Below are 1,180 nucleotides of genomic sequence, written 5' to 3'. Positions count from 1 at the left end.
GAAGCGACCGGTGGCGATCTTGTCGCGGTCGTCGACGCCTTGGTCGCTGAGCTGGGCACCTAGCAGGCTCACCGCGGGAAGGGCAGTTTCGCGGACTGAAAATCCGGGCATACCAACCGTTTGTCCAGTGGGTGTCCATATTCGGTTCACATGCCGTTTACTATTGTCCGGTGTTGATAGACAGTTGGTCCCAACGAGGGGACGCACCCGGACAATCTGATCGTTCGTGGTCGAGTTCTCATCGACTCCTTCTGATCGGCACAGCAGCATTGACCGCCCTGGTTCTGGGCGTGCAGGCGTTCGCGTCGTACAAGGGCTATCTCGGTCCGGTGGAAAGCCTCTTCGGTGACTACTTCCTCGTTCCCCGTTCGGCGACGATGCCCTGGGTCGGCCTCGCTCTCGCGCTGGTCGGGCTGAACAACAAAGAACGCATCTACGCGGTATCCGCGGCCGTCGTCATCGACGTGGTCGTCGGCGCGATCCGCTGGTTCTCGGGTGGACCGCTGACGATGGGCACCGGCGGCACCTGGGTTCTGACAGCCATCGCGGTGTACGCGGTGTGGAAGTTGTCCGGCGAGCGTCGACTCAGCGTTCTGCACGGCGTCGCTCTGGGCGCGTTGCTCATCATCGCGGCCAAGGTTGCCGAAACGTGGCTGGAGATCACCATTCTCGTCGGCACCGATGTCTGGGACGAGTACGTATTCCTCGCCGACCAGGCTCTCGGGAACCCGTCGTGGGTGATGGGTCAGATCGTCGACGCCATGGGCCCCGTCGGTGCCGCAGCGCTCGACTGGATCTACGTCGAACTACCCGTCGCAGTGATCGTGGTTGCTCTCTATCAAGTACGCAAGGGATGGCCGTCGCATCACCTGCTGCGAACGTTCCTGCTCATCGGGCTGATCGGCCCGATCTTCTACGTCCTGTTCCCGGTGGTCGGGCCGGTGTTCGCCTTCGGTCCGCGTGGTTTCGGATTCCAGATCGGTGACTACTGGCCGAATATCGTGCCCAACTTCGACTTCGCGTCGCCGTCGTCGCTGCCGTTCGACGACGCCGCACCGCGAAACTGCATGCCGAGCCTGCACACCGCGTGGGCGGTCGCGTTGTTCATCCACTCGCGCAGCGGACCGTGGTGGATTCGCAGCCTGGGATCGTTCTGGCTCGTCGCGACCCTGACGGCGAC

1 protein-coding gene is annotated in these 1,180 nt (G+C 63.0%); it reads left to right on the top strand.

Translation table 11 applies throughout. From position 1 onward, the window contains the following. Nucleotides 1-269: 269 nt before the first annotated feature. The coding region (locus ABT116_RS48415) for a DUF5933 domain-containing protein (RefSeq protein WP_351647908.1) at nucleotides 270-1,180 on the top strand (911 nt) is incomplete at its 3' end.

It is taken from the genome of Streptomyces sp. NPDC002130 (assembly GCF_040296465.1).
Classification (GTDB): Bacteria; Actinomycetota; Actinomycetes; order Streptomycetales; family Streptomycetaceae; genus Streptomyces.
Note: the sequence above shows the minus strand (reverse complement) of the source record. Positions and strands in the feature narration are given on the sequence as shown.